Origin of the sequence: Neptuniibacter marinus (assembly GCF_001597725.1) — a bacterium.
GTDB lineage: Bacteria > Pseudomonadota > Gammaproteobacteria > Pseudomonadales > Balneatricaceae > Neptuniibacter > Neptuniibacter marinus.
Map to the genome: position 1 here is coordinate 1 of NZ_LUTR01000089.1, position 259 is coordinate 259.

Annotated in this window: 1 pseudogene; it reads left to right on the forward strand. The window is 47.5% G+C overall.

Features of this window, described 5'->3' with window-relative positions:
* A pseudogene (locus A3774_RS16170) lies at positions 1 to 259 on the forward strand (LacI family DNA-binding transcriptional regulator); the annotation flags it as partial.

The window sequence follows — 259 nt, forward strand, 5'->3', positions numbered from 1 at the left end:
CGTTTTATCCGTAACCCAGATCAAGTATCTGACCCGCTACGCGATAAAATTCAACACGCATTGGACGACTTAGGCTACATCCCTAATCGCGCGCCAGACATTCTCTCTAAATCCAAAAGCCACGCCGTTGGTGTATTGCTACCATCACTAACAAACCAAGTCTTTGCAGAAGTCATTCGTGGTATCGAAACTGTCCTAGAGCCCGAAGGCTACCAAACCATGCTCGCTCACTTTGGCTACAGCCAAGAATTAGAAGAGC